Here is a 21,673-nt window from a genome sequence, read left to right as displayed (position 1 = left end):
GAAATCGAGAAGTTTCGAGGTCGGCATTGTTTTCCACGAATCAACGAAAAGGTTACCGATAAATGTCACGTGGATTCGAAGAACTGCTCGCCGTCGCCTTCCTCGCGACCGTGATCACCCGGTGATCGGTTGTCGTCGGTACGGAGGTGGCGTCGTCCGGTAGTGGACGACGCCCTCAGCCGATGTCGACCACCCGTGCCCAGGTGGGTGGGGTGTCCGGGATGTAGTCCGGGTCGTCGTGGCGCCACGCGCGTTCGCGGCGGAACAGGCCGACCACCGTTCGGCAGGCCGGTTGGTGGGCGGGCCAGGGGGTTTGGCCGTCGGTCAGGGCCACGAGCACGTCCGGGCGGGTGCGCAGGGCCTCGGTGAAACCGGTGCGCAGGTCGGTGCCGCCGCCACCGATCAGCGTCATACCCTCGGCCCGGCACAGGGGGTGGGCGATTCTGGCCGCCGCGTCGCAGGAGAACACGGTGACCAGGTCGCGGCGACCGCCGACGGCGCGGATGATCGCGGCGACTTCAAGTAGGGCGCTGCCGAGTTCGTCGTCGCTGACCGAGCCCGAGGTATCGATGACCACACTGACCCTGGGTGGGCTGCGACGCAGACTCGGCAGCACGATGCCGGGCAATGCCGTCGAGCGTCGGGCGGGGCGCCGGTAGGTGTAGTCCTCGCCGACGCCGGGCGCCGAGGTGGCCGCGCGCAGGGCCGCGCCGAGCAGGTCGCGCCATGGTTGCGAGGGGTGCAGAGCCTCGTTCGCCCAGCGTCGCCACCCCTCGGGCGCGTTCCCCGGACGGCCGACGATGCCCTGTGCCACCAGGAATCGGACACCATCGCGCTGCTGTTCGCTCAGACCGTCCGCGCCGTCGGGTCCCAGCTCCCACTCGCGGTCCGATCCATCCGCGCCGCTGCCGCAGTCGAGCCACGCCATGCCTTCTGTCAGACGCCCGAGGCGGAACTGACCCAGGTAGTCCTCCATGAGCTGCCCGGCGTCCAGCCCCAAGGTGCTTGGCAGCACGGCGCCCTCGGGCCGAACCAGCCCGGCACCGAACGCGTCGTCGTTGATCTCGGCGTCCGCGGCGATGTTCATGCGCAGCCGCTCCCCCGGTCCGGTCAGATCATGGGCTCGCGCGTAGCGGTCGCTGCGCGCGTGATGGTCGCGCAGCAGGTGCGAAACCTCGTGCACCAGTACCGAAGCCAGCTCCTCCACCGGCGTACGGTCGACGAACCGTGGCGAGACATAGCACCGCCAGTGTTTGTCCACACCCATCGTCGGCGCCCTCGGCGACTCCACGATGTGCAGCGCGTACAGCGCGGTCGCCAGGTAGGGGCGGGCCGAAACCGCTTGCAGCCGTGCGGCATACAGCTTGGCGAAGTCCAGCCCGGTGGTCGCCGCGGTCATCGGCCCACCCGCGCGGCGACGCGGGCCGCGGCGTGCTCGGCGCTCTGCGACACCGATACCACCCCGGCGAGTCGTTCGATCGCCGCGGGCACTTCCCAGTTGTCGCGGCGCAGCGCGGCCAGCGTGGTGGCGGGCACGACCACCAGGTCAGGTGCGCCGGTTTCCACGGCGTTGACCAGCAGCGACCAGGCCGCGTCCCAGCGGGCCCGCTCCGGTCGTCTGCGGACCGCGGCCACCACACCGTCGAGAACGGCCTGGCGCAGGTCGCCCCTGATCGGCAGTTCGGCGGCGCCGGGATCTGCCAGCAACGCTTCCGGGTCGGGCAGATCCATGCGGTCGATGCTGGTCAGCAGTTCGAAACCGGGACCGTCACCGACCGTGCCGCGGATCAACTGCGACAGCGCGTCGCGACTCGCGTCGGCCGCGGTGGCGAAGGCGATCAGCCGCACGGTCATCTCCCAACTCCGTGGTGACGCCCATGCCCCGCCGCGGCGGGTTTCGGTGGTGGGCATCTGATGCACGAGCTTGGGCCGCGCCGCGAGCAAGGTACACACCGCCCGACGAGCGAACGCGACTGCCTGCGCGAGACTTTCGGGCGCCAGTCGAGGCAGGCTCGCGCGCGGCCACGTTCCGCCGAGGCCACGGACCACGACATCGTGATCGTGGGTCCATTGCAGGTGCACGAAACGGTTGGCCAGCGGCGGGCTCAGCTCCCAGCCGTCGGCGGCCGAGGAGCGCGGGTTGGCGGCCGCGACGATGCGCACGCCCGGTGGCAGTTCCAGTGCGCCGACCCGCCTTTCGAGAACGACGCGCAGCAGCGCGGCCTGGACGGCGGGCGGCGCGGTGGACAATTCGTCGAGGAACAGCAAGCCGCGCCCGGCCCGCACGAGCCGAACCGCCCAGTCCGGCGGCGCCATCGGCACACCCTGGGTCGCGGGGTCGTCGCCGATGATCGGCAGCCCCGAGAAGTCCGACGGCTCGTGCACACTCGCGATCACGGTGGTGAGCGGCAGGTCGAGGGACTCGGCGAGCTGGGTCAGGGCCGCGGTCTTGCCGATGCCCGGCTCACCCCACAGCAGCACCGGCAGGTCGGCGGCCACGGCCAAGGTGAGCGCCTCCAGCTGTGTGTTGGAGCGCGGCTCGGTCTTCACCTCGCCCAGCAGTGCGAGGAGTTCGCCCGCGACATCGAGCTGGGAGTCGGCGGCGTGGGGCGGGAGCGACGGACGGAGAGTGTGAACAGTCATGTGTGCATCACCTGTGGGTTCAGAGGAATTCGAAGGATTGCGGCGGTGGAGGGTGCTCGGCCCTCCCCTGTCCGAGGGTCATCCCACGGATCAGTTGACGGAAGTCCGCCTGTCGGCACGACACCGCGTGATCCGCAGGGCCCGGACGGCACATCAGCTCAGGGCCACGCGCCTCGGACGTAGGCGACGACCCTTGCGGTCGTATCGATCGGGCGGGGTGTGGCCGCGACCGGGCGCGGGTAGACCGGCTCGGAACCAGCCGTAGGTAATCCGTTGTCGTACAGCGGCTTCGAGTGCGTCGCGCAGCGGGCCGTCACGCAGTACCGCATCGGCGCCGAGCTCGGCTTCGACGATGGTGAGGGCGCCGTCGATGTCGCCGTGGTCCAGGCGGTCACAGACGCCGACGAGCCAATCCGGTTGGCGCAGTGCTCGGTCGATAGCCCGCAGGCAGGGCATCGGGGTTCCGGTCAGGGCCGCCAGCAGTTCCTCGCGCCGGATTTCGGTGGGGTCGTGGTCCAGAGCGGCGAGCGTTCCGTTCACCAACCCGATCCGGTGGCGTTCGCCTCGACACTCGACGATCCGATGGCCGGTGGCGATCCCGGAGATCTCGGGCGGCGCGTGGTCACTGCCGAGCGCCCGGGCAACCAGTGGATGCAGCCGATCGGCGGCGATCACACCGGCGCGCAGTAACTCCAGGTCCGGGAGCACCCAGGTCGCCGCGTCGGGAAGGACCGGAAGGCCGGCGATTCCGCCGCGCGCGTGTTCCCGCGAAATCCGCACCGCGAGTGGGTCATTCGCACGCACGTCCAACACGACCCGTCTGCGTGCACCACACCGCACCAGCACCAGTCCGGACTCACGACCCTGCGCCTGCAGCAGAATCCCCGCTTCCTCCGCCCACCGGTCGTGCGCGCAACCGGGCGGCACCGATCCGGTCAGCCCATGGTCGGGCCTGTCCTCCGCCACCACATCCCCGGTACCGGATCCGTAGTCCCAATCGCGCTCCGTATCAGCGAACCAGCCTGCGCCACTGCGGATTCCGAGCTCGTTCACGCGACGTGCATCCCACAGGTGACGGTGCAGATCGAGCCGGTAGCGACTGTTGGGTCGGGGGTGTGGATGCATGCGCGCGTGGATCGCGGGGCTCGCCGGGTCCCACAGCGCGAGGCCGATCCGCTGACCGGCGGCCGCCCATGCCGGTGGCGTGCGAACTACCAGATACACCGAATCCGCACCGCCACACTGCGTTACGTCACCGGCGGGACTCTCCGTGAGCGTCGGGCACCCGGGGTCGTAGCGCGCCAGCACCATCGTCACCCCCGGCCGCAACAGACCGTTCGGTGCGATTCTGGGTAGATGCCAGCGCAACAGATCAGGCGCGAGGTACCGCAGATCGGCCCGCACCCGGGCGGCGAGCCCGCGCCCGTGCGTGCGCGCCAACTTCGGCAGATCCACAGCGAGATCGACGTGCGCCGCGGCGCACGCCCCCGACCAGTCACCGACGAGCCGCCGGGCGGTGGCGGCCTCGATCATGCCGGGCGGTACCGCGAATTCGCGCACGCACAGCCAGAACGCCAGGCGCGCATCGTCGTACGACGCCCGGGAAAGCAGCGGATCTTCGATGAATTCCCCGCGTTGGCGGGGGAGAGAAGCCGGTTCGATGACCGGCGTGGGGCTCAACGGCCCGGGCGCAGAACGCCCTTTCGACTCGATGTCATGTCGCCAGTATGCACAACAACGCGCGAGCCGACAAGCGGTGATGCTCGCCGCACGGTAGCTGCCACCGGGTCGACGGGGCAGGCGGGCCCTGGTCATAGACCGGAGACCCGCCTGCCCAGCGGGGTCGCTACCGCGCGTCGGTGAGCTCGCGCGCGTCCGACAGCGCGCCCAGTCGCGGGTAGGTCGGGTATTCGATGCCCGAGATGTACTGCACGGTCCGCACCACCTGGCACGAGTAGCCGAATTCGTTGTCGTACCAGACGTACAGAATCGCGGTGTCGCCCTCGACGATGGTGGCGTTGGCGTCGATGATCGAGGCCGCGCGCGAGCCGATGAAGTCGCTCGAGACCGCGTCGGTGGCGGCGGTGTAGTCGAGGTTGCGGCTCAACGGGCCCGCGAGAGAGACCTGACGCAGGTAGGCGAGCACGTCCTCCTTGGTCGTGTCCTGCTTCAGCTGCAGGTTCAGGATCGCGACGGACACATCCGGGGTAGGCACGCGGATCGAGTTGCCGGTGATCTTGGCCTTGAAGTCCGGCATCGCCTTGGCCACCGCGGAGGCGGCGCCGGTCTCGGTGAGCACGAGGTTGAACGGCGCGGAACGACCACGACGGTCGGCCTTGTGGTAGTTGTCCAGCAGGTTCTGGTCGTTGGTGAACGAGTGCACCGTCTCCACGTGCCCGCGCACGATGCCGAACTCGTCGTCCATGGCCTTGAGCGGCGGCACGATCGCGTTGGTCGTGCACGAGGCGCAGGAGAAGATCTGCTGGGACAGATCCAGGTCGCGGTGGTTGACGCCGTGCACGATGTTGGGCACGTCGCCCTTGCCCGGCGCGGTGAGCACGACCTTCGCGATGCCGGGGCGCAGGTGCTGCTCCAGGCCGTCGCGATCGCGCCAGCGACCGGTGTTGTCGATCAGGATCGCGTTGTCGATGCCGTAGGCGGTGTAGTCGATCGTGGTCGGGTCATCGCTGTAGATGAACTTGATGACGTTGCCGTTCGCGGTGATCGTGTCGTTGTCGGTGTCGACCTTGATCGTGCCGTTGAAGTGCCCGTGCACCGAGTCGCGGCGCAGCAGCGACGCCCGCTTGGCCAGGTCGTCGTCGCCGCCCTTGCGCACCACCACCGCGCGCAGGCTCAGCCCGTTGCCCGACCCGGCCTTCTCGATCAGCAGCCGGGTGACCAGCCGCCCGATCCGCCCGAAACCGTAGAGCACCACATCACGCGGGCCCTGCGACACGGCCTTGTTGCCGTCGCTCACCTCGGCCAGCACCGAGGTGGTGAACTCCTCGATCGACAGGCCACGCTCGTCGGCGTGGAACGCCATCACGAGCTGACCCAGGTCGATCTTGCACGGCCCCAGATCCAGCCGGCTGATCACCTGCAGAAACGGCAGGGTCTCGTCCACCGAGAGCTCCTCGCCACCGATCTGGCGCGCGAAGCGATGGGTCCGCAGGATGCTGATCACCGACTTGTTCACCAGCGACCGGCTGTGCAGCAGAATCGTCACACCCTTGCCGCGGTACAGCGTCCCGATGATCGGAATCATCGCCTCCGCCGCAGCTTCCTGAGCGTTCCAGCGATCAAGTTGTTCGGTAGTCAACACACGTCCTCTGGTTTCATCGATATATCCGCTGCATCGATGCTAGTGAGCGCCGAATTTTCACCGAGGACCACTCCCCACCGGTGAGATCGAGCGCACTGCGCTACGGGGAGTGCGCGGGTTCGGACGCCTGTGATCCACGACACCGAATGCGGGTCAGAACTTGCCGGTGTGGTGATCGACGCGGTGGCCGAGGCGGGCGGTGAACTCGGCGATGAAGTCGTCGGTCAGCGGCGGCCAGCCCCAGAAGTCGAAGGCGAGGGCGCCGAGAGCGAAGCCGTCGTCCCACTGCCAGGTGGTGATCGGGCTCGTAGTGGCACAGGTGACGCAGGTGGCCGCGCCGTCGCCGGATTCGATCCAGGAGTCGATCGCATCCGAGAACGGTTGCCACACCGCGGGATCGGCGTCCCACTGCCGCGGGTAGTCGATGATCACCGTGCTCGCCCGGCATCGCGGGCACTTCGCGGTGCCCGGTGCGATGGCGCCCTGACCGCCGTAGTGGGCGTTGCGGCCGACGATGACAGCGACCGGCGCACAGATCCACTCGTCGCCCCAGTCCTGGGTGATCCGATTCCGATCAGGCCCTGCCACATACCCTTCGTCGACCTGGAGGCTGTACACGCCCTCCCCGGCGGTCTCCCGAAGCAACCAGCCCCGCGACACCATCCAGTCGACCATCCGCTCCGCCGATGCCGCCGCGTCCGCCGCGGTCACGTCGAGATCGACGATCCGTTCGAAGTGATCACCCACGCCCGCATCCTGCCACCGGGGACCGACAGTCTCCCGGCGCGTCGCCGATCGACAGGGCGATCAGGTCGCGGCGGACCAGTCGATCGTGGCCGGCTGCACCCTGGCGCACAACGGGTTTCCGGTCGCATCGGTGAGGCCGACGCGAGCCTGCAGCACTCCCGATTCCGTCGCGGCGGCCAGGGTCTCGGCGCAGACGTCGGCGAGCATCAGTTCGGCGCGCCGGAACATCGTGGTTGCGCCGGCGTCATCGACGGTGACCCAGCTGAGGTAGAGGAACCGATTCCCCGGCCTGCGCTGGTCGCCGGTTCCACCGACGACCAGCGCAGGCTCGCACAGGTCAGTGCACGGCTGGTGTTCCGGCCGTATCAGGCTGCGCCGCTTCGGCTTTCACGGGTGTGCCCGGCCACCACACCTTGTCGCCCAGCAGTGCGAACAGCGCCGGGACGACCAGCGTGCGCACCACGAACGTATCCAGCAGGATGCCGATCCCGACCACGATGCCGAGCTGGGTCAGGGTGATCAACGGCAGTACCCCGAGCACACAGAACACCGCGGCGAGGACCACGCCGGCGCTGGTGATCACGGCCCCGGTCGAGGCGACCGCGCGCACCATCCCCTGGGTGGTGCCGTGCGCACCGGCTTCCTCACGCGCCCTGGTGACCAGGAAGATCGTGTAGTCCACCCCCAGCGCGACCAGGAACAGGAAGCCGAACAGCGGCACATTCGTGTCCAGTGCGGGGAAGCCGAAGATCGTGCCGCTGATCCAGCTGCCCGCACCGAGCGCCGCGAGCGCGCTGAGCACCGTGACGCCGACGAGCAGCACGGCGGCGGGCACCGCACGCAGCAGCACCAGCAACACCAACAGCACGACGGCGAGGATGAGCGGAATCACCAGTGCCTGGTCGCGGCGGGCGGCGTCGCGGATGTCGAGCGCCTCGGCGTCCGCGCCGCCGACGAGCGCCTGCGCGTCGGGGACCGCGGCGACCGCCGTCCTGATCGCCTCGATGGTGGTGAACGCCTTCGCCGAGCCGGGTGGCGCGTCCAGCACGACCGACCACCTGGTCGAACCGTCGGCGGACGTACCGGTGGCGGTGGCGCGCGAAATGCCCTGCACGCCATCGAGCGCCGCCTGGATCTGGGTGGTGGTCGCGCTGCGGGCGATCACTACGGCGGGATCGGAGGAGCCGGACGGGAAGTGTCGGGCCAGTGTCTCCAGTCCGTCGACCGACTCGGCCTCGACGCGGAACTGCTCGGTCTGCGAGAGCCCGATGTCGGTGGTCGCGAGTCCGGTCGCGAAGACGATCAGCACCGCCGACGCCGCCCCGGCGATGACAGCGGGGCGGCGCACCACCCGCTTCGCGACGACCGCCCAGACACCCTGATCGGCGGTGTCGCGACCGTCCGCCTTCGGCACGAACGGCCAGAACACCCGCCGCCCGCACAGCGCCAGCGCGGGCGGCAACGCGGCGAGCACGAAGATCAGCGCCACCACGAGTCCGGCGGCGGCGAACGCGCCGAGGCTGCGCGTGTTGGGCAGCAGCGCGAGCAGCAGCGTCAGCAGGGCGAGGACGACGGTGACATTGCTGGCCACGATGGCGGGCGCGGCGTGCCGCACCGCGGCGCGCAACGCCACTCGATGATCGGTATGGCGGTGCAGTTCGTCGCGATACCGCGACACCAGCAGCAGCGCGTAGTTCGTGCCCGCGCCGAACACCAGCACACTGGTGATGCCGGAGGTGGAACCGTCGAAGGAGAGTCCGGTGAGCTCGGCCAGCAGCGTGCCGACGCTGGTGGCGACGCGGTCGGCGAGGCCGACCACCGTCAACGGCACCAGCCACAACACCGGCGAGCGGTAGGTGACGATGAGCAACGCCATCACCACGATCGCGGTGACGATCAGCAGCAGGGTGTTGGCACCGGAGAAAGAGTTGGCGATGTCGGCGCCGAACGCGGGTCCGCCGGTGATCTGCACGCGCAGGGTGTCGGGCAGGTCGGTGTCGACGGCGGCGCGCAGTTCGTCGATCCGATCGGTGAGCGCGAAGCCGTTGAGCTCCGCGGATACCGGTATCTGGCCGAGCGCGGCGCGCCCGTCGGGAGCCAGGATCACCGTCGGCGGCCCGCCGGCGCGGGTGAGCGCCGCGTCCAGCGCGGCGCGGTCGAGAGGTGTCAGCGGTCCGTCGTCGGCGCGGGTCGCCACCATGATCGCGGCGGCGGTGCCCGCATCGGGAAACCGGTCCACGGCCTCGGCGGCCAACGCCGATTGCGCCGATCGCGGTAGCGACACCGGGGCCTGGCCCGCGCTGTCGTTACTCCCCGCCAGCGCCATCACCGCCATCGCGGCTATCACGACAGCGAGCAGTACCGCCCACGATCGCCGACCGGTGACCAGTCCGGCGAACCGGTCCCAGCCGTTTCCCTCACTCACTCGCATCACGCCGAAACTATTTCAGAAACTTAACTAATTGGCAATGCCCGACCCTGCGACGGCTAAGCTCTTCCTTTCGGACAGAGAGGAGGCCGCCGTGGACGACGACGCCGCCGACATCGACCCGGCCGCCGACCGGACAGAGCTGGAGGTCGACATCGCCCGGGATGTCCGTGCGCTGACCGCGATCTCCGAACAGATCGGCCATGTCTTCGCCCGATCGAACGACCTGCGCCCGAACGATTTCCGCGCCCTGATGCATGTCGCCACGGCCGATGCCGAGGGTTCGCCGGTGAGCGCGGGGCAGTTGAGCAAGGTGATGGGCGTCTCCGCGCCCGCTGTCACCTACCTGGTCGAGCGCATGATCGAGTCCGGGCATCTCGACCGCGTGTCCGACCCGGCGGACCGGCGGCGGGTCAACCTGACCTACACCGACCAGGGTATGGCAGTCGCCGCCGGATTCTTCGGACCGCTCGGTTCCCGCACCCGTGCCGCGCTGTCGGATCTGCCCGACACCGACCTGGCTGCCGCCCACCGCGTCCTCGTCAGCGTCACGACCGCACTGCGCGAGTTCTACGCCGAGTTCCCGGCGTCGGGGCACGCCGCCGAGTAGACCGAACCGGGCACCCAGGCTCGGACGGATGACCTCGGCAAGCTCGATCGTGGTGTCGTTCTCTCCGAGATCTGCTCGTACGGCACCGACCCCGGATCGGGCTGCGTCGATCCGCGCTCGGATAGGCGTGTCGCCTGCTCGACCTGGCGCTCGCCGGGAATAGCCTGTGCTGGTCAGCAGCATTTCCGACCCTTGGCGCACCGAATCGCGGCCGGCCGAGGTTTCTCCGCCACGAACATCACGAGCGAGGGAGTTGGCTGTGTCGGATTTCGTTCTCACCGCGGGCACCGTGATCACCATGGACCAGGACCGTCCCCGCGCGCAGGCGGTCGCGGTCTCGGGATCGCGCATCGTCGCGGTCGGGTCGGTGGCCGAGTGTGTGTCCGCGGTGTCGCCCGACGCCGAGGTGATCGACACCGGCGCGCGGGCGTTGCTGCCGGGGTTCGTCGAACCGCACGGGCATCCGTTCCTCGGCGGGGTCCTCACCCAGCCACCCATCGAACAGATCACCCCGTGGGTGGCACCGACCTGGGCCGATGTGCTGGCCGTGTTCGCCGCTGCCATCGCCGCGACCGATTCGTCGACGCCGTTGGTGTTCAACGGATTCGACGCGCTGCTGCACGAACACGCGGCACCGACCGCGGCGGAGCTGGACGAGATCTTCGGCGATCGGGTGGCGGTGGTCCTGGACAATTCCGCGCACGGCATCTACTTCGATACCGCGCTCATCAAGCGATACGGCTGGTACGACAGCCCACCACCGGACCCCATCGGCGGGCGCTACGGTCGCAATCCGGACGCCACGCTCAACGGTCAGGGCTTCGAAGTGCCGGTGCTCAGCGCGGTCATGATGCCGTTGATCGCCCAGATGCCGAGTCCGCTCGTCAGCGGCGCCGGGTTCTTCGCGGCGATGTCGCGCGTCGGGTACACCACGACCTCGGACATGGCCTACGACCCGCAGACCAAGCACGACTACGAGACACTGGCCGCCACGACGTCGTGCCCGCTGCGGGTCAACCTGTGGGAGATGTCGACCACCGACACCTACACCGAGCCCGAGACCTTCGCCGCCGGTGACGAGATGCTGCGCAAGGCCGGAGTCAAGCTCTGGACCGACGGTGCGGTGTGGGTGGGCAGCGCGGCGACGTCGTTTCCCTACCTCGACACCGAGGCCACGCGGCGCGCCGGGATCGACCCGGCGACCGCGGGCGGCGCCGGTTCGCTGAACTACACCCGATCCCAGCTCGACGAGATCCTGGACAGGGCGGCGCCCGCGGGCTGGCAGATGTCGTTCCATTCCAACGGCGACCTCGCCGTCGAGTTGGCGCTGGACGCCTACGAGGCGGCATTGCGGCGCCACGGACTGACCGGTACCGACCATCGGTGGCGGATCGAGCACCTGGGCGGGGCGACACGAGCGCACTTCGACCGCGCCGCGACACTGGGCGTGCACGTGTCGCTCTCGCCGTTCCAGTACTACTTCTGGGGCGAGTTGCTCGACGGCGACATCTTCGACCACGAACACGGCAGCCGATGGCAGCCGACCGCCGACGCGCTGGCGTCGGGGGCGTGCGTGTCCCTGCACAACGACGGGCCGGTCTCGCCACCGTCGCCGCTGATCAACATCCAGACCGTCGCCTCCCGACGCACCCGTGCGGGCACCGTGCACGGCGCCGATCAGGCGATACCGCTGGATGCCGCGATCCGCGCGCAGACGATCGACGCCGCCCGCACCCTGCGCCGAGACCACCTGATCGGGTCCATCCAGGTGGGGAAGCTGGCCGACTTCGTCGAGCTGTCCGATGACCCCTACGAGGTGGACCCGGCTCGACTAGGCGAGACGGTCCAGGTCCAGGGCACCTGGGTGGGTGGGCGACGGATCGACCTCGACGCGTTCCTGGCCGCCGTACCCCACGGGGACCCCACCACGAACCCGCAGCTCGGGCGGTGCTGCTGAGCGTCAACCTGTGATCGACCGCATTGTCGCGACCCCACCCACGGCCCCACTGGCCCCGCAATCGAAACGGTTGGCTTGATCCGGCGTCGGCGCGAACACGCTTCGACAACACCGAGGACACGGCCATGGCCCTGCGGGCGATCGGGGGAATGATCGAACATGACCGGCACTTCCCGGCCATCGGCACTACGTGGAGGTTCGTGCGATGTGGAACGCGATTGTTCAGATCTGTGGATTCTTGTTCATCGGCGCGGTGGTCGGCGTGCTCGCCAGAATGCTCAAACCGGGTAAGGAGAACATGAGCATGGGCATGACCCTGGTGCTCGGCATGGTCGCGGCCCTGATCGCGGGCGTGATCGCCAGCCTGATCGGGGTCGGCTCCATCACCGAACTCAACTTCTGGGGCTTCGTCCTCGCGGTCATCGCCGCGGTGGTGCTGCTGTTCGCGGCCGAGTCGATGGGTGCCCGCAAACACCCGCCGGTGGCCTGAGCCGACTACCTCAGCGCTGGTTCGTCGCCCGCCGTCGCGGTCGGGCGACGAGTTCCAGCGCGAGCAACACGACCACGGTGACCACGGCGATCAGCACCGCCACCAGCACCGTCGGGTAGTCCCAGAACAGCAGAACCGCCGCGGCGACGATCAGCACCACACCGCGCACAGCGTTGCGGTTCGACGCGAGAAACCCCGATACCGGCCCGAGTTCGCCACGGCGCAACCGCTCCCCCAGCCGATCGGCGGTGGCGCGTACCCAGGTCGCCGGCGCCGACGGACCGACCAGGAAGGCACCGAGTCCCACCACCACGGCCAGCACCGCGAGCACCCGCATACGCACCCGCAACGGCCCGACGACGGTATCGAAGACCGCACGGGCCGCGTCCGGTGAGGCCGTTCGGACATGGTCGAGATAGATGCCGCGCCCGATCAGCAACGCCACCGCCAGCACGACCATCGACACCAGCACGCTCGCCGCGACGGCGAGGATCGCCCGCCGTCGGGAACCTCTGCCCGCCACCAGGATCGCGAGCGCCGCGCAGATCGGGGCGGCGATCGCCAGCACGATCGCCGACCGATCGAGCAGACGCACGACCCGCTGCGCCCGCGCCAATTCGTCCGACTCGAGGACCACGAATTCGGTCGGCGCGGCGGCGACCTTGTCGGCGAGGACGAAACCTCGGCTGTCCAGTTCGTCGACGACCCGATCCAGCATCTGGTCGAGCGAGATCGACACCACGCCGGTGGTGTCCACCTGGATCGCACCCTCGTCGACTCCGGTGACCGCCGCGACCAGTAGGCGGTGCGCCTGCCGGTTCGCGGCGGTCCACAGTGCGGAGAAACCGTCGCTGCGCACCAGGGTGGTCGCCGCGTCCCGGACCAGGTCCTCGGACTGGGCCGCGAGCAGCGCGGGGACACTGCGCACCGCGGCAGTCGCCAGCGGCCCGCGATCCTCGGCGTCGCCGACGCGTTGCAGGAGCTCGGTGGCGGCCTGCTCGACATCGACGCGGGCCATGACCGCCCTGGTCAGCGCGTCCGCGACCGACGTCTGGATCGCCGGGTCCGCGGCCAGCGGGGCGACGGTGTCCACATAGTGGTCGGTGTCGAGAACCTCCGCACGGAGGAACCCGGCGACAACCGCGGCCAGTGTGAGCAATCCTGTGGCGCACACCAGCAAGATGACGGCTATCCGTCGCATCCACCCACTTGAACCAGCTGCCATCTGCCCGGCTTTCTCGCTGACATCGAGTCAGATCATCGTATCCCCACCATGATGGCGAGAGCCGCAATCACACAGCGATCGATCCCGAGCGTTCTCCGTAACGACAGGCCCCGCGGCGGCCGTCGAGCAGCGCTCGCGGCCACCGCGGGGTCATGTCGACACGGCGCGGTCAGGTGGTCCGGCGCGCGAACTCCCGATCGGGGGCGTTCGCGAACGACTCGGCCGGATCGCTACCGACGATCGCGTCCTCGAACTCGCCGACGGTTCCGGGCCACGCGTTGGTGATCGTGCCGTCCGCGCGTTTCCACCACGCTCTCGCCACACCGTCGCACCAGACGGTCCGGGCCAGCCCGTGATCCAGCCGATCGAGGTAGCGCGCCATCGCCGATTCGGTCACCTCCACCGGGGCACCCCGGTCGGCGCTCAGCGCCAGACACCGCATGATGTAGCGGGCTTGGTGATGTTTGACCGAGGGGTTGCTGTTGGACGGGGTGAACGAGTGCGGCCCGGCGATCATGAACAGATTCGGGAAGCCGGGCACCGCGAGCCCGTAGAAGGCGGTCGGTCGTCCCGCATCCCGCCACCGCTCGTGCAGATCCACCCCGCCACGGCCACGGATGCGCACCCCGGCAAGGAACTCCGACGCCCGGAAACCCGTGGCCCACACGATCACATCGGCGCGACGTTCGGTGCCGTCGACCGTACGGATCCCCTCCGGGCCGAGCCCGTCGATGCGGTCGGTGACCAGTTCGACGTGCGGCTGGGTCAATGCCGGATAGAAACCACTGTCGAGCAGGATCCGCTTCTCCCCGATCCGGTAGTCCGGGGTGAGCGCGGCACGCAGCGCGCGATCGCGCACCTGGCGCCGGAGGTGGGCCCGCGCCACGAGTTCGGCCGGTCTCGCCGACCACCCCGCGCGCATGATCGGGGCCAGAACCAGATCGGCGGCATGGTGGATCCCCGCCCGGTACAGCTCGTGCAGACCGGGCACCCGCGCGAGCGCCCGCCGCGACAGCGGACCGAACGACGCGGCGGGCTTGGGCAGCACCCACGACGGGGAACGCTGATACACGGTGACACCGGCCGCGACGCGCGCCAGCTCGGGAATCATCTGCGCCGCCGAGGAACCGGTGCCGACGACCGCGATCTGCCCGCTCAGGTCCGCGCTGTGATCCCACCGCGCGGAGTGGAACGCACGGCCACCGAAGGTCTCCGATCCCGGCAACCGGGGAACCGAGGGTCGATGCAGCTGCCCGAGCGCCCACACGACCGCTTCGGCGCGGATCAGCTCCCCGGTGCTCGTGGTCAGTGTCCAGGTGCGGTCGGTGTCGCTGTAGTCGGCGGCCACCACCGCGGAATCGCAGCGTAGGTGCGCACGCAAACCGTTGCGGTCGGTGACCTCCCGCATATAGGTCAGGATCTCGCGCTGATCCGGATAACGCACGCGCGCGTCTCGATAGGGGTCGAAGGCGAAGCAGTACAGGTGCGCGGGCACATCGCAGGAACAACCCGGATAGGTGTTCTCCCGCCATACCCCACCGACTTCGGGCCCTTCTTCGAGAATCAGGAAGTCGCGCACCCCGGCCTGCTTCAGCTGCGCGGCCATGGTGAGCCCCCCGAATCCCGCCCCGACGATCACCACGTCGTGAGTGATCACCGGCCTGGACACGGGCGCGGCGTCATTGGGGCCCGCGAAACCGGCGGGTACATCTACTGTTGTCATCGCAGAGTTCTCCAATTTTCTGCATCTGCTCTGTGGGCGGTGGCGACCGCCGTACAGAGCTGTTTTCGGGTGTCTCCCCGTGCTCGCGGGGGGACACCCGATCCGGTGTTCCGGGAGAATGCGCGCTCAACGCAGCGGCACGACCCCGGGTGATATTCGCGGCGCCGCGGTCGATCGCGACCTTTGCGCCTCGACCGCCACGGTGGCCCACGACCGAGGGCCGGGTGGGCCGTGGTCGACCACGAATTCACCACCCGGACAATCGAATTACGCCAGGACAAACCGATAACTCCTTCCACGCTCGGGAAACCGCCACACACGATTCGCTTGCGTCCGGGCTCGGGAGCTCTCTCCGACACGGGGTACACGCGACGTATCCCCGCCCATCAGCAACGGCAATCATCCGGCAATCGCCTCGTCAGACAGGCGGTCTCGGTCGAGGCGGGGTGTCGTCAGGCTTCGGTACAGGCGATGAATGGCATCCCGCCCGCACCGCTGGCACATCGCTGTATTAAGAGGAAGGCATCCGGTAAACTCGCGGCGTATCGATATCGACGGATCGTGGGCGATCGAACCCGGTCGCGAGCAATACCTTGATCGGCGCTACGTGGATTCTTCCCGCGTAATCCGCCATCCCGACCGTAATGCGTGACCGCACCGTTATCGCGGCCCCTCGATGCGAAACCTGGAATTAGGCGAGAGAGTGTCGACGGGTCCGCATGCCGGAGTTTCACCGCAGCAAGGGGCTGACATGACCGAGCGCAATCCTTCCGCCTATCAACCCGTTCCCGACGACGAAACTTTCGCGCGGCAAGCCGCTGCCGGGGGAATCTCCATGCTGGCGGCGATCATGCTGTTCATCACCGCGGCGGCCTCCATTCTCGAGGGCATCGCCGCGATCGCCGAAGACGAGTTCTATGTCGCCGGTATCAGCTACATCTACGAATTCGACGCGACCACGTGGGGCTGGGTCCATGTCGTCCTCGGCGTGATCGCCATCATCTGCTCGATCGGCCTGATGTCGGGTGCCGCGTGGGCGCGCTACACAGCAGTGGGCATCGCGGCGCTGGTGATCATCGCGAATTTCCTGTCCCTGCCCTACTATCCGGCATGGTCCATCCTGATCATCGTGATGAGCGTCGTGGTCATCTGGGCCGTCACCGCCTGGCAGCCGACGCACCGCCACGGCCGAACATGACGCCGAAGACGTTTACCGATGCGCTCCGTCGCCGAACGCGCCGTGACGGCCCGCGCCGTCGGCGAAGCGGGTCGCGCCCGCGAGGGTGTCACGGGCGATCGAGAGGATCCCGTGCTCGAATTCGTTGGCCAGCGCGGCTGTTTCGGACAGTCCGTCCTGTTCGAGCAGCGACAGGCGGTCCTGACGTAGACAGGTCTGCGGGAACGCCGCCAGTTCGCGCGCCAGTTCCTGAGCCGCGGCGGTGGCCTGTCCGGTCGGCACGACCCGGTTCACCAGGCCCATCCGCAGCGCCTCCTCGGCCCGCACCGGTCGTCCGGTGAGAACGAGGTCCATGGCGTGGCTCGTCCCGATCAGCCGGGGCAAGCGCACGGTGCCGCCGTCGATCAGTGGCACGCCCCAGCGGCGGCAGAACACGCCGAACACCGCGTCCTCGTCGGCGACCCGCAGATCGGCCCAGATGGCCAGTTCGAGACCGCCCGCGACGGCATAGCCGCTCACGGCGGCGATCACCGGCTTGGACAGCCGCAGCCGCGAGACCCCCATCGGCGCGTCGCCTGTCGGCTGGAAACGATTCGGGTCACCCGCGGCCACCGCCTTGAGATCGGCTCCGGCGCAGAAGGTTTCCCCTTCGCCGCGCAAGACCGCGACCGCCGCGTCGGGGTCGGCGTCGAACGCCCGGAACGCGTCGGCGAGCGCCTCTGCCGTCACCCGGTCCACGGCATTGCGGGCCTGCGGCCTGTTGATGCTGACAGTGGTGACGGGTCCGTCGCGTTCGACGGTCACGGTGTGCTCGGTCATGTCGGCCCTCCTCGGCCCCGGGTAGCCGACAAGGTCACGGCTACAGTCACTCTCGATCCACGCATGAATACACTATGCGGGTCGATGGGTCCCGCGAATCGGCGTGTCCGCGAAGGTGCGGTCGGCGAATCGATCATCTGCGGCTATGTTCTCCCCATGAACACCTCAGACCCCGCGTTATCGGCACCACGCGCCGGTCGTCGGCTCTCCTACCCGATGTTCGCGCTGGTCGTGATCGTCTACCTCGCGATCATTCAACTCGGCGGCCTGCTGATGAAGTCACTCACCGGGGCCGAGGACATGTTGTCCACACGGTCGGTGTTCTACGGCATGATCATCCCGCTCGGTGCCGCGCTGGTTTTCACCTACGGCGTGATCGCCTATCTGGGCTGGCTGCGGCCGGTCCTGCACGATGACCACCCGACCCGGTCGTGGGTGCGGATCGTGCCGATCGTGTTCGTCGTCGCGATCATCTTCGGTATCAACTACAGCGCGCTGGCGGACAAGGGTCTGCTGTACGTGCTGGTGCTGCTGATCGCCACCCAGTTCGTCGGCTGGGGCGAGGAGGGCGTATTCCGTGGGATCGGCGTGCTGGTGCTGCGCGATCACGGACTCACCGAGGGCCGGGTCGCACTGTGGTCGAGCATCGTGTTCGGCGCGGTGCACCTGACCAACGGCATCACCCACGGTGTCAGCGCGGTGCCGCAGGCGATCATGGTCAGCCTGGCGGGCTACTTCTTCTACCTGACCCGGCGGGTGAGCCGCGGCAACGCGATCAACTCGGTACTGCACGGCCTGTTCGATTTCACCCTGATCAGCGGGACGATGATCATGGCCGATCCGACGTTCTATCCCGGCACGCTCCTGCCGATTCTGCTGTACCCGGTGCTTGCCATCGTCCTGGTGATCAAACGGCGCAGCATCGAACCCGCCACCCTCGCGACTTCGTGACCGGCATCGTCAGGCCACGACCACGCGCTGCGCCACACCCACGTATTCACTCAGCGGGCGGATCAACGCGTTGGCCGCACCCTGTTCGATGATGTGCGCTGTCCAGCCGGTGATCCGGCTCATCACGAAGATCGGGGTGAACACCTCGATATCGAATCCGAGCAGGTAATAGGCGGGCCCGGTGGGAAAATCGAGATTGGGCTTGATGCCGGTGGCCTCGTCCATCGTGCGTTCGAGGATCTCGTACATCCGCACCCAGTTGCCGCCGTCGGTCGCGGCCGCGATATCGAGAAACGCCTTCTTCATCGTCGGCACCCGGGAGTCACCGAACTTGTAGACCCGGTGCCCGAATCCCATCACCTTTTCCTTGTCGGCGAGCTTGTCGCGCAGCCACCGCTCGGCCAGCGCGGGATCAGCGATCTCGAGCATGTCGTGCATGACGGCCTCGTTCGCGCCTCCGTGCAGCGAGCCCTTCAACGCGCCGATGGCGGCGGTGACGGCGCTGTAGATATCGGACAGGGTCGAGGTGACCACCCTGGCCGCGAAGGTGGAGGCGTTGAAGCTGTGCTCGGCGTAGAGGATCAGCGAGACCTCGAACGCCTTCACCAGCTCCGGCGCGGGCACTTCTCCGAAACACATGTTCAGGAAGTTCTCGGCGTAGCCGAGGTGCGAGTGCGGCTCGATCGGATCGAGGCCGTGGCGACGGCGGTGATCAGCGGCGACGATCGTGGGCAATACCGCCAGCATTCGCAACGATTTGGCCAGGTTGGCCTCGGCCGAGTTGTCGTCCTCCTGCGGGTCCTCGGCGCCCAGATAGCTGATCGCGGTGCGCACCACATCCATCGGATGACAGTTCTCGGGCAGCTTCGCGATCAACGACAGCAGCGACCGATTGGCTCGGCGCGAGGCCCGCTCCCGTTGGGTGAACAACGCGAGCTGGGCGACATCGGGGAGTTCGCCGTGCCAGAGCAGATAGGCCACCTCCTCGAAGCTGCAGTTCGCGGCCAGGTCCTGCACCGCGTACCCGCGATAGGTCAACGAGTTCGTTTCCGGGACCACCTTCGAGATGGCGGTGGTGTCGACGACGACACCGGCGAGTCCTTTGTAGATGGCCGGAACGGCGAGATCCGTCATCACTGGTCCTTTCCCAGGGCGAAATTGAAGATGTCGGAGTCGAATTCGTTGTAGCGCTCGTACTGCAGCAATTCGTAGAGGCGGCTGCGGTGCTGCATTCGGTCGAGCAGACCGGCTTGGGTGCCGTGGTCGAAGATCTCGCGCAGCCCGGCTTCGGCGGCGAACATCGCCAGCCGCAAGGTGGAGACCGGATAGATGACCGCGTTGTACCCGATCTTCTCCAGCACCTGCGCGGAGATCAGCTCCGACTTGCCGAACTCGGTCATATTGGCCAGCAGCGGAATATCGACCGCGGCCCGGAATCTCTCGAAATCGGCCGGGGTGCGCAGTGCCTCGGTGAAGATCAGGTCCGCGCCGGCCTCGGCGTAGGCCTTCGCTCGGTCGATCGCCGCGTCGATGCCTTCGATCCCGGCGGCGTCGGTGCGTGCGCAGATCACGAAGTTCGGGTCGCGTCGTGCCGCTACGGCCGCGCGCAGCCGGCGCACCATCTCCGGCACCGGCACCACGGCTTTGCCGTCGAGGTGCCCGCAGCGCTTCGGATTCACCTGGTCCTCGAAGTGGGCTCCGGCGATCCCGGCGTCCTCGAGCAGGGTGACCGTGCGCGCCGCGCTCATCGGTTCACCGAAACCGGTGTCGGCGTCGATGAGGACCGGCAGGTCGGTGACCCGGGCGATCTGCCTGCCGCGCTCGGCGACCTCGGTCAGTGTGGTCAGCCCGATGTCGGGCAGGGCGAGTTCGGCCGAGACCACCGCACCCGAGACGTACACGCCCTCGAAGCCGATCTCCTGGATCAACCTGGCCACCAACGGATTGAACGCACCGGGCAACCGCTGGATCCGGTCCGAAGTCAGACCGGCCCGCAACGCGATGCGCTTGTCGGCGGCCGAGGTCGACGCGGCGAGCAGCCCGGTCATCAGAACAGCCCCTTCGGCAGCTGCGGCGCGCGGGCGATGACCTCGTCGGAGACGGTGAAGTTCAGCCGGCCGAGTTCGTCGGCGGTCAGCTCCGGCGTGCGCTGGGCGAGGTCGAGGAAGCGATCCTGTTCGGCCTGCTCGATCACGCCCTCGGCCAGGGTGCGGAACTTCGCGATGTACTGCTCGCGGGCGAACGGACGCGCGCCGAGCGGATGCGCGTCGGCGACGGCGAGCTCGTCGACGATCACTTCGCCGCTCTTCAAGGTGATCTCGGCGCGCGCGCCGAAAGCCTTCTCGTTCGGGTCGGTGGAGTGGTAGCGACGAGTCCACTCCGGGTCCTCGGCGGTGGAGATCTTGCGCCACAGCTCGACGGTGTCGGGGCGCTGTGCGCGCTCGGGGGCGTAGGAGCGTTCGTGGTGCCAGGTGCCGTCCTGCAGGGCCACCGCGAAGATGTACATCACCGAGTGGTCGAGGGTCTCGCGGGAGGCGGTCGGGTCGAACTTCTGCGGATCGCCCGAGCCGGTGCCGATCACATAGTGGGTGTGATGGCTGGTGTGCAGGACGATGGTCGCGATCTGGTCGAGATCGCCGACCCGATCACGCATCCGGCGGGCCAGGTCGATCGGCGCCTGACTCTGATACTCGGCCGAATGCTCCTTGGTGTAGGTGTCGAGAATGCCACGTTTGGGCTCGCCGGGGCCGGGCAGCGGCACCGTGTACTCCACCTTCGGCCCACCCAGCAGCCAGGCGATCACACCGTCCTCGCCCTCCCAGATCGGTGCCGGGGCGCCCTCGCCGCGCAGGGCGCGATCGACCGCTTCCACGGCCATCTTCCCGGCGAAGGCCGGTGCGTAGGCCTTCCAGCTCGAGATCTCGCCCTTGCGGGACTGCCGGGTGGCGGTCGTGGTGTGCAGGGCTTGGCCGATCGCCTGGTAGATGGTCTGGGTATCGAGGCCGAGCAGGGTGCCGATGCCGGCGGCGGCCGACGGGCCCAGATGGGCGACGTGATCGATCTTGTGTTCGTGCAGGCAGATCGCGCGAACCAGGTCGACCTGGATCTCGTAGCCGGTGGCCAGACCGCGGATCAGGTCGGCGCCGCTGCGGCCGGTGTGCTGGGCCACGGCCAGGATCGACGGAATATTGTCGCCCGGGTGCGAGTACTCGGCGGCGAGGAAGGTGTCGTGGAAGTCGAGTTCGCGCACCGCGACACCGTTGGCCCAGGCCGCCCATTCCGGCGAGAACCGCCCGGGCACCCCGAATACGGCGGCGCCGGGGCCGTAGGGATGGGCCAGGGCCTGGGCGCGGGCGTTGGCCACCGGGCGGCGGGTGATCGAAGCCGCGGCGACCGACGCGTTGTCGATGATCCGGTTGACGATCATCTCTTCGGTCCGGTCGAGCACCTCCACCGGATCGGCGGCAACCTCGGCGATGTGCCAAGCCAGGTGCTCCTCGCGGGGGAAGTCCTCGGCGGAGCGGTGCGTTCGGACGAGATGGTGCTTCACTGCGGGGGCCTCCAGGCGTCGAGTATTCACC

The 21,673-nt window shown here is 68.4% G+C and carries 18 protein-coding genes; 5 read left to right on the top strand and 13 right to left on the bottom strand.

Annotation, left to right across the window (positions count from 1 at the left end):
- Nucleotides 1–175: 175 nt before the first annotated feature.
- The 7 genes from NA12_RS17670 to NA12_RS17645 all read right to left on the bottom strand — a co-directional run bounded on the left by NA12_RS17670 (nt 176) and on the right by NA12_RS17645 (nt 9,143).
- A complete protein-coding gene (locus NA12_RS17670; protein ID WP_067451963.1) occupies nt 176–1,399 on the bottom strand; it encodes a vWA domain-containing protein in 1,224 nt (407 codons plus the stop codon).
- Nucleotides 1,396–2,643: an AAA family ATPase gene (locus tag NA12_RS17665; RefSeq protein ID WP_067451960.1), complete on the bottom strand. Its 1,248-nt coding sequence runs from the start codon at nt 2,641–2,643 to the stop codon at nt 1,396–1,398. Before NA12_RS17665 ends, NA12_RS17670 begins: the two co-directional genes overlap by 4 nt.
- A gap of 153 nt (nt 2,644–2,796) precedes the next feature.
- Nucleotides 2,797–4,323, bottom strand: a complete 1,527-nt coding sequence (locus NA12_RS17660) for a hypothetical protein (RefSeq protein ID WP_207905627.1) — start codon at nt 4,321–4,323, stop codon at nt 2,797–2,799.
- Between the two features lie 166 nt (nt 4,324–4,489).
- The gene (locus NA12_RS17655) at nt 4,490–5,908 is read right to left on the bottom strand and encodes a glyceraldehyde-3-phosphate dehydrogenase (protein ID WP_371856004.1); all 1,419 of its coding nucleotides are present in this window, start codon (nt 5,906–5,908) and stop codon (nt 4,490–4,492) included.
- 210 nt (nt 5,909–6,118) lie between these two features.
- On the bottom strand, nt 6,119–6,712 hold the full coding sequence (locus NA12_RS17650) for a hypothetical protein (RefSeq protein WP_067451958.1): 594 nt from the start codon (nt 6,710–6,712) through the stop codon (nt 6,119–6,121).
- Between the two features lie 60 nt (nt 6,713–6,772).
- Entirely contained in the window at nt 6,773–7,033 is a 261-nt protein-coding gene (locus NA12_RS34670) for a DUF5990 family protein (RefSeq protein WP_243655017.1), read from the bottom strand.
- Between the two features lie 16 nt (nt 7,034–7,049).
- Nucleotides 7,050–9,143, bottom strand: a complete 2,094-nt coding sequence (locus NA12_RS17645) for an MMPL family transporter (RefSeq protein ID WP_084472856.1) — start codon at nt 9,141–9,143, stop codon at nt 7,050–7,052.
- 91 nt (nt 9,144–9,234) lie between these two features.
- On the opposite strand from NA12_RS17645, the gene NA12_RS17640 reads away from it, so the two are divergent.
- The 3 genes from NA12_RS17640 (at nt 9,235) to NA12_RS17630 (ending at nt 12,197) form a co-directional block, all read left to right on the top strand.
- Complete coding sequence (locus tag NA12_RS17640) at nt 9,235–9,750, top strand: MarR family winged helix-turn-helix transcriptional regulator (RefSeq protein ID WP_067451955.1); 516 nt, start codon at nt 9,235–9,237, stop codon at nt 9,748–9,750.
- A gap of 259 nt (nt 9,751–10,009) precedes the next feature.
- Nucleotides 10,010–11,707, top strand: a complete 1,698-nt coding sequence (locus NA12_RS17635; protein WP_084472854.1) for an amidohydrolase — start codon at nt 10,010–10,012, stop codon at nt 11,705–11,707.
- Between the two features lie 205 nt (nt 11,708–11,912).
- The gene (locus NA12_RS17630; protein ID WP_207905626.1) at nt 11,913–12,197 is read left to right on the top strand and encodes a GlsB/YeaQ/YmgE family stress response membrane protein; all 285 of its coding nucleotides are present in this window, start codon (nt 11,913–11,915) and stop codon (nt 12,195–12,197) included.
- 10 nt (nt 12,198–12,207) lie between these two features.
- On the opposite strand, the gene NA12_RS17625 is transcribed toward NA12_RS17630, so the two are convergent.
- Entirely contained in the window at nt 12,208–13,398 is a 1,191-nt protein-coding gene (locus tag NA12_RS17625) for a hypothetical protein (protein ID WP_132369985.1), read from the bottom strand.
- A 193-nt stretch (nt 13,399–13,591) separates the two neighbouring features.
- The gene (locus NA12_RS17620) at nt 13,592–15,145 is read right to left on the bottom strand and encodes a flavin-containing monooxygenase (RefSeq protein ID WP_243654968.1); all 1,554 of its coding nucleotides are present in this window, start codon (nt 15,143–15,145) and stop codon (nt 13,592–13,594) included.
- 751 nt (nt 15,146–15,896) lie between these two features.
- Between NA12_RS17620 and NA12_RS17615 the strand changes: the two genes are divergently transcribed.
- Entirely contained in the window at nt 15,897–16,343 is a 447-nt protein-coding gene (locus NA12_RS17615; protein ID WP_067451941.1) for a DUF7144 family membrane protein, read from the top strand.
- 12 nt (nt 16,344–16,355) lie between these two features.
- Here NA12_RS17615 and NA12_RS17610 read toward each other — a convergent pair whose 3' ends face one another.
- Nucleotides 16,356–17,141: a crotonase/enoyl-CoA hydratase family protein gene (locus tag NA12_RS17610; protein ID WP_067451939.1), complete on the bottom strand. Its 786-nt coding sequence runs from the start codon at nt 17,139–17,141 to the stop codon at nt 16,356–16,358.
- A gap of 156 nt (nt 17,142–17,297) precedes the next feature.
- On the opposite strand from NA12_RS17610, the gene NA12_RS17605 reads away from it, so the two are divergent.
- Entirely contained in the window at nt 17,298–18,092 is a 795-nt protein-coding gene (locus NA12_RS17605; protein WP_067452062.1) for a CPBP family intramembrane glutamic endopeptidase, read from the top strand.
- A gap of 9 nt (nt 18,093–18,101) precedes the next feature.
- Here NA12_RS17605 and NA12_RS17600 read toward each other — a convergent pair whose 3' ends face one another.
- From NA12_RS17600 to prpD, 3 genes are read right to left on the bottom strand one after another with little or no spacing between them, the layout of a single operon-like run.
- Nucleotides 18,102–19,226, bottom strand: a complete 1,125-nt coding sequence (locus tag NA12_RS17600) for a bifunctional 2-methylcitrate synthase/citrate synthase (protein ID WP_067451937.1) — start codon at nt 19,224–19,226, stop codon at nt 18,102–18,104.
- Nucleotides 19,226–20,140 (bottom strand): methylisocitrate lyase, encoded by a 915-nt coding sequence (gene prpB, locus NA12_RS17595; RefSeq protein WP_067451934.1) that lies wholly within the window; start codon nt 20,138–20,140, stop codon nt 19,226–19,228. Before prpB ends, NA12_RS17600 begins: the two co-directional genes overlap by 1 nt.
- Complete coding sequence (gene prpD, locus NA12_RS17590; RefSeq protein WP_067451931.1) at nt 20,140–21,642, bottom strand: 2-methylcitrate dehydratase PrpD; 1,503 nt, start codon at nt 21,640–21,642, stop codon at nt 20,140–20,142. The genes prpB and prpD overlap by 1 nt, the downstream gene beginning before the upstream one ends.
- Between the last annotated feature and the right edge of the window lie 31 nt (nt 21,643–21,673).

Origin of the sequence: Nocardia alba NBRC 108234 (assembly GCF_001612665.1) — a bacterium.
GTDB lineage: Bacteria > Actinomycetota > Actinomycetes > Mycobacteriales > Mycobacteriaceae > Nocardia > Nocardia alba.
Note: the sequence above shows the minus strand (reverse complement) of the source record. Positions and strands in the feature narration are given on the sequence as shown.

Coding starts and splice junctions, on each gene's coding strand:
- NA12_RS17670 (WP_067451963.1), bottom strand. CDS start 1,399: ATGACCGCGGCGACCACCGGGCTGGACTTCGCCAAGCTGTATGCCGCA.
- NA12_RS17665 (WP_067451960.1), bottom strand. CDS start 2,643: ATGACTGTTCACACTCTCCGTCCGTCGCTCCCGCCCCACGCCGCCGAC.
- NA12_RS17655 (WP_371856004.1), bottom strand. CDS start 5,908: ATGATTCCGATCATCGGGACGCTGTACCGCGGCAAGGGTGTGACGATT.
- NA12_RS17645 (WP_084472856.1), bottom strand. CDS start 9,143: ATGCGAGTGAGTGAGGGAAACGGCTGGGACCGGTTCGCCGGACTGGTC.
- NA12_RS17630 (WP_207905626.1), top strand. CDS start 11,913: ATGTGGAACGCGATTGTTCAGATCTGTGGATTCTTGTTCATCGGCGCG.
- NA12_RS17625 (WP_132369985.1), bottom strand. CDS start 13,398: ATGCGACGGATAGCCGTCATCTTGCTGGTGTGCGCCACAGGATTGCTC.
- NA12_RS17620 (WP_243654968.1), bottom strand. CDS start 15,145: ATGACAACAGTAGATGTACCCGCCGGTTTCGCGGGCCCCAATGACGCC.
- NA12_RS17615 (WP_067451941.1), top strand. CDS start 15,897: ATGACCGAGCGCAATCCTTCCGCCTATCAACCCGTTCCCGACGACGAA.
- NA12_RS17610 (WP_067451939.1), bottom strand. CDS start 17,141: ATGACCGAGCACACCGTGACCGTCGAACGCGACGGACCCGTCACCACT.
- NA12_RS17605 (WP_067452062.1), top strand. CDS start 17,298: ATGAACACCTCAGACCCCGCGTTATCGGCACCACGCGCCGGTCGTCGG.
- NA12_RS17600 (WP_067451937.1), bottom strand. CDS start 19,226: ATGACGGATCTCGCCGTTCCGGCCATCTACAAAGGACTCGCCGGTGTC.
- prpB (WP_067451934.1), bottom strand. CDS start 20,140: ATGACCGGGCTGCTCGCCGCGTCGACCTCGGCCGCCGACAAGCGCATC.